Origin of the sequence: Novosphingobium sp. KN65.2, from assembly GCF_001368935.1 — a bacterium.
In the GTDB taxonomy this organism is placed as follows: Bacteria; Pseudomonadota; Alphaproteobacteria; order Sphingomonadales; family Sphingomonadaceae; genus Novosphingobium; species Novosphingobium mathurense.
Window position 1 is genome coordinate 1 of record NZ_CCBH010000234.1, and the last position, 539, is coordinate 539.

A 539-nucleotide genomic window follows, 5' to 3' on the forward strand; every position below is an offset into this window, starting at 1 on the left:
CCGCCTGCCAACTATGGCCAGTTCGCCAACAATGCGGGTGGCAATCGCTGGGCCTCGAACAGCCAAGTAGAAGCGCCCTCCCGCTACCAGCTCCGCGCGGGCTTCGTAATTCCCGGCACGCTGATCTCCGGCATCAACTCGCAAATACCGGGGCAGATTGTCGCGCAAGTTTCCCAAAACGTGTTCGATACCGCGACGGGCCGCTATCTCCTGATCCCGCAAGGCTCCCGCCTTGTCGGCGCGTATGATTCCAACCCGGTCTTTGGGCAGACGCGCGCGCTCATCGCGTGGCAACGGATCATCTTTCCTGACGGCAAGGCGATCGACCTTGGCGCTATGCCGGGGTCGGACAGCGCGGGCTATGCCGGGTTCCATGACCAAGTGAACGCGCATTGGTTCCGTATCTTCGGCTCCGCTCTGCTCATGTCTGGTGTGACCGCTGGCGTAACCCTTAGTCAGCCGCAAACCGGCCTCAACGCCAATGGCACCATGTCCGCCAGCCAAGCCCTTAGCCAAGCTCTCGGCCAGCAGCTCGGACA

The 539-nt window shown here is 62.3% G+C and carries 1 protein-coding gene; it reads left to right on the forward strand.

What is annotated here, in order from left to right; all coding sequences use genetic code 11:
- Positions 1–539: TrbI/VirB10 family protein (locus SPHV1_RS23925; RefSeq protein ID WP_304437729.1), on the forward strand; the 539-nt coding region annotated here is incomplete at both ends.